Source organism: Acinetobacter sp. YH12218, assembly GCF_013417925.1.
In the GTDB taxonomy this organism is placed as follows: domain Bacteria; phylum Pseudomonadota; class Gammaproteobacteria; order Pseudomonadales; family Moraxellaceae; genus Acinetobacter; species Acinetobacter amyesii.
On record NZ_VPDB01000126.1, the window covers coordinates 1 to 4,482 of the forward strand.

At 38.8% G+C, this 4,482-nt stretch carries 5 protein-coding genes and 1 pseudogene; 2 read left to right on the forward strand and 4 right to left on the reverse strand.

Features of this window, described 5'->3' with window-relative positions:
- Positions 1-474: 474 nt before the first annotated feature.
- Positions 475-1,044, reverse strand: a complete 570-nt coding sequence (locus tag FTV03_RS17135; protein WP_180005529.1) for a peptidylprolyl isomerase — start codon at positions 1,042-1,044, stop codon at positions 475-477.
- Positions 1,045-1,145: 101 nt separating this feature from the next.
- Here FTV03_RS17135 and FTV03_RS17140 point away from each other — a divergent pair, with 101 nt between their 5' ends.
- Entirely contained in the window at positions 1,146-1,817 is a 672-nt protein-coding gene (locus tag FTV03_RS17140) for an acetoacetate decarboxylase family protein (protein WP_180027167.1), read from the forward strand.
- Between the two features lie 63 nt (positions 1,818-1,880).
- Here the strand turns inward: FTV03_RS17140 and FTV03_RS17145 are convergent, their stop codons facing one another.
- Positions 1,881-2,951 (reverse strand): alpha/beta hydrolase, encoded by a 1,071-nt coding sequence (locus FTV03_RS17145; protein WP_180027164.1) that lies wholly within the window; start codon positions 2,949-2,951, stop codon positions 1,881-1,883.
- A gap of 201 nt (positions 2,952-3,152) precedes the next feature.
- Between FTV03_RS17145 and FTV03_RS17150 the strand changes: the two genes are divergently transcribed.
- Positions 3,153-3,722, forward strand: a complete 570-nt coding sequence (locus FTV03_RS17150; protein ID WP_168379529.1) for a hypothetical protein — start codon at positions 3,153-3,155, stop codon at positions 3,720-3,722.
- Positions 3,723-3,904: 182 nt separating this feature from the next.
- On the opposite strand, the gene FTV03_RS17155 is transcribed toward FTV03_RS17150, so the two are convergent.
- Both FTV03_RS17155 and FTV03_RS17160 read right to left on the reverse strand, forming a co-directional pair.
- The gene (locus FTV03_RS17155) at positions 3,905-4,132 is read right to left on the reverse strand and encodes a hypothetical protein (RefSeq protein ID WP_252725869.1); all 228 of its coding nucleotides are present in this window, start codon (positions 4,130-4,132) and stop codon (positions 3,905-3,907) included.
- 240 nt (positions 4,133-4,372) lie between these two features.
- Positions 4,373-4,482 (reverse strand): annotated as a pseudogene (locus FTV03_RS17160) (IS701 family transposase); the annotation flags it as partial.

Genomic DNA, 4,482 nt, shown 5'->3' on the forward strand with positions numbered 1-4,482 from the left:
CTGCCGCCAGCGTTCAATCTGAGCCATGATCAAACTCTTCAGTTTAAAATCAATAGTACCTTAAAGGGTACCAATCTTGGCTCATCAATTACTGACAAAAATTTGCTCAAATAAACTTCGAGTAATTCCTACCATCAATCAATGAAATATTTTCGATTGATCAACCAGTAAAAATCCACACAAGTTGTTCTTCATAATCTCTTAATGATCTTTCTAACATCTCGTCAATGCTAGAAGCTGGACTTCGATAAACTCAACAACTCAACGCTTCGCGTTTCGTTCGTTTCCGTCTATCTCGTCGGTATGGTGCTCATTATAGGGCAATTTCTTACACGTGCAAGTGCTTTTCACTCACAAAGAACACGAGTGTTTTATTTTTATGCACCATTATGGTTCAAAAAACACACTTTACTCACATAAATACATGATATTTATTACAAATATCATGTAAAATATTTTTCCTATTTTGTGTGCTTAGTTTTTTACAGGTGCTGCTTTAATCACCACACTCTGTATAACTACTGGGTTTACAGGGACATTCTGATGCATTCCATAGTTCGCAGTTGGAACTTTTACGATTTTATCGACGATATCCATACCTTTAGTGACCTTACCAAAAACAGCATATCCCGCATTCATTGCACTTTTATTGAGAAAGTCATTGTCTGCAACATTAATAAAGAACTGACTACTTGCTGAATCAGGATGATTCATCCGTGCCATTGCCAATGTGCCGCGCTTATTGCTCAAGCCATTACTTGATTCATTCTTAATAGCCGCTTTTGTTGGCTTCTCCTGCATTTTGACATCCATGCCCCCACCCTGAACCATAAATCCAGGAATCACGCGATGAAAGATCGTGCCGTTATAAAATTTTTCTTTTGCATAGCTTTCAAAGTTTTTAGCTGAGATAGGTGCCTTGTCATTGAATAGCTCAATTTCAATATTGCCTTGAGAGGTTTTCATTTCGACAATAGTATTGGCAGCAAAACTGCTTAAGCTCACACAGCCAAGTGCTGCGGTAAATAAAATCTGTTTTAACATTTGTTAACTCTTCTGGTTGATCTCGTACTTGTTATTGACTGTATATTAGTCTTTGATGATTAAAAAGTAATTATTCTGCCATTATTAAAACGAGAACAATGATGACGCAAATAATACCGTCGGACACTGCATTGACACATTTACCGCCTTGGCAACTGCGTGGCGATGCTTTTATTTTGAATTATTGGATCTCTCCGAGTTTTATCCAACAAGCGCAGATGTTCCGTTTAGCGACATCGCCTTTAGGTCGTGTGGTTCAGGTGTTATTGGTCCGATACCATGATTCACCTGTGGGCCCTTATGACGAATTGCTAATTTTAGATCACCCTTTATGGAGTAAGAAAAGGTTAAGTTCGATTCCTAAGATTTATGTTTCGACAGATATCTCTGTCATTCATGGTCAAAAACTCTGGGGTATTCCTAAAGAGTTGGCAAAGTTTGAATGGCAACAACATGACAATGAAGTGGTCTGTACTATAGAAGTTGAACAACACAAAATGCAGATCCGTTTAAAAAAATCACGTTCACAGCGTTCTTTCTATATTAATAGTCATCATATCCCTGCAGCGATGTTGCAAATCAGACAAGCGTGGGAAGGTAAGCGTTATCAATTTTCACCGAAGTTTCGTGGACGGCTCTCTAAACTGAAACAGGTAGAATGGCACAACACACAGGACATTTTTCCAAATTTTTCTGAAGCACGATTATTGCAAAGCTTTTATATCCCAGAATTTAGCCTCGTTTTTCCTGCTGCAAAAATCCAAGATAAATAACCCAATAAATAAAAACCCAGTGTTTCACGTGAAACACTGGGTTTACTTTATATAAAGGAATGATTAGCTACGTTTATCCCAAAATTTACGGAACTTCGTACTGATCTCGATCACGTATTTTTTAGCTCGGTGCGAAACCGGGGTTAAGTTAATAAAGCCATGGGTTTGATCGGTATATTCTTGATAAAACACTTTCACCCCTTGCTGACGGAGTTTATGCGAATAAATTTCACCTTCGTCATGTAAAACGTCATGCCCTGCTGTCACGATATACGCGGGTGCGATACCTGCCAATTTTCCATAGGTTGGTGAAATTAATGGATCATCTAAGGCCACTGCATGTTGTTCTGCATATAAAGCCGTTACGACATCAATATCTTTTTCAGTCAGAACTAGACCATCTTTATAAGCATAGAAAGATGGGTGGCGACTCTTGAAATCCACTACTGGGTAAATTAATAGTTGAGCTTGCGGGGCAAAAACTTTTTGAGCACTGCGCTGTGCAACCGCAGTAGCAATATTGCCGCCTGCACTATCCCCTGCCACCGCAATTCGATTTTTTAGAATTTTAAACTGACGACTATTTTGATAAGTCCAAGCCAATGCATCTTCACAACTTTGCATTAATTGAGCTGGGCTGGCTTCTGGTGTTAAAGGATAATCAATACTTAAAACTTGTGTTTTGGCATGCACAGCCAATAAACGACAAACTTCATCATGCGTGTCTAAACCACCCACCACAAAACCACCACCATGATAAAACACGATCATCGGTAATTTTTTATTTGGAGCAGGATGATAATGACGCGCAAACAGCGTTGCACTTTGTAAAGGTAGACGTATATCTTGCACTTGTTTCACAAAGGTCGGCTTGGTCTTGATCGACTCCATCTGTAAATCAAATAATTTACGAGACTTCACATAGTCTTCGGTCACAAAGCCTGACTTACCTTGCTTGAGTTGAGCCGCCATCATGCATTTCACCAGCGGATCTAATTCTGGAAAAATAAACGGATAATCGAGACGTTTTGCGAGGCTTTCTTTGGCAAAGTTAGGAAGACGATCAAGTAACCGAGCAGCCGTACCTTGGCCTTTATCTTTCATATTTTTAAGTGATTCATTCAATGCAAACATGCTCTATCCTTCGAATTATGCTCTTCATACTTTCTACATGATCTAGGTCAAATGTGACCATATTCACATATAAGTCTCAACATCGACATACATAGTACAGACCTAGTTAAGCTAATCTTCTTTTATAGAGTTGTCATTGACAATTTACCCAAGTTTTATGGGTTGATTATGCTAACCCATTCTCGATAAAGGATACTCACCATGGCTAAAAAGATCATCCTTCTGTCTTTTGCGACTGCTTTTTTGGCTGTAGGCTGCGTAGCATTCCCTGAAGATGGTTACTACGATGGACGTTATGATCAACGTTATGACCGCCGTTATGATAATAATGATCGACGCTATGATAATCGTTATGATCGCCGTTACGACAGTCGTTATGAACAAGACCGCCGTACATGGGAACGTCAGCAACAACAACGTAATCGTTTAGAGCTCGAACGTAGAAAGCAGCAACTTGACCAGCGTAACTGGGAACAGAATCGTAAAAATCAACAAGAGTGGGATCGTCGTAAAAACGAACTCGAACGTCAACGTCTAGAACAACAGCGTAAATACTCTGAAGCTGAACGTCGTAAACGTGCTGAACAAGATCGTCAAAAAGTCAGCAAAGAGCGTCAGCGCTTAGAAGAACAGCGCCGTAAAGCCAGTCAAGATCGTAGAAAACAAATTGAGCAAGAGCGCAAAAAAAATATTCAAGATTTAAGAAAGGCATCAGATCAACAACGTAAAGCGGCTGAAGAACGTCGTCGCGCGTGGGAAAATCGCCGTTAATTGTTGTTTTTGCAGATCGGTTAAAAGTAAAAAGCTCATCTACATGATGGGCTTTTTTTTCGTTCACTAAAAATAGAAAAGATAAAAAAAAGCAATAGAAAAGAAAATAGACAGAAGAGGCATCCTATCTTCTGTCTATTCTTGACTGCCTGTTGTTACAGGTCAGAGAGCATTAAACAATCTTATTGCTGAATTGTAGGTTGTGGTGCAGGCGCAGATTGAACTTCAGCACCTTGAGCTGATGGATCTGCTTGAACCACAGCACCCGATTGCTCTGTCGTTACAGATGCTTCAGTTGCAGACGTTACTTGTGCGGTTTCTGGAGATTCTACAGTTTCTTGAGAAGTACAACCTACCGCAGCTAAACCAAAACCTAAAACTGCGACAGCGAATAAACCAATTTTTTTCATCTTCATTATTTCCTTCATTGAATCATTAAAAGCAAAGCTCAACTTTGCCCGAGTCATAATGGAAAATAATTCTGTGAAGTTCCCACCTTCTGAGTTGTACTTTGTACGAGGCACGGTACAGCTTATGAAATGTTTTATTAATCAGGCAGTTTTCTTTTATATTGAGGCTTTACATCATTTTTTTAACTCAAGTGCTTTGTTTTTTATTAAAAAAATAAATATAATAGGACTTACGCACTATCATTTATAGATTCTCTGTGGTAGCAGATGATTTTTATCGAGAATAAAGTCATCAATGAAGTTTTTGATAATTGGTCTAAATAATTTCTTCTGCCAACGATATATATTTT

Bases quoted from the DNA above. Each gene is read 5' to 3' on its own strand.
- FTV03_RS17135 (WP_180005529.1), bottom strand. From the start codon at position 1,044: ATGTTAAAACAGATTTTATTTACCGCAGCACTTGGCTGTGTGAGCTTA.
- FTV03_RS17140 (WP_180027167.1), top strand. From the start codon at position 1,146: ATGACGCAAATAATACCGTCGGACACTGCATTGACACATTTACCGCCT.
- FTV03_RS17145 (WP_180027164.1), bottom strand. From the start codon at position 2,951: ATGTTTGCATTGAATGAATCACTTAAAAATATGAAAGATAAAGGCCAA.
- FTV03_RS17150 (WP_168379529.1), top strand. From the start codon at position 3,153: ATGGCTAAAAAGATCATCCTTCTGTCTTTTGCGACTGCTTTTTTGGCT.
- FTV03_RS17155 (WP_252725869.1), bottom strand. From the start codon at position 4,132: ATGAAAAAAATTGGTTTATTCGCTGTCGCAGTTTTAGGTTTTGGTTTA.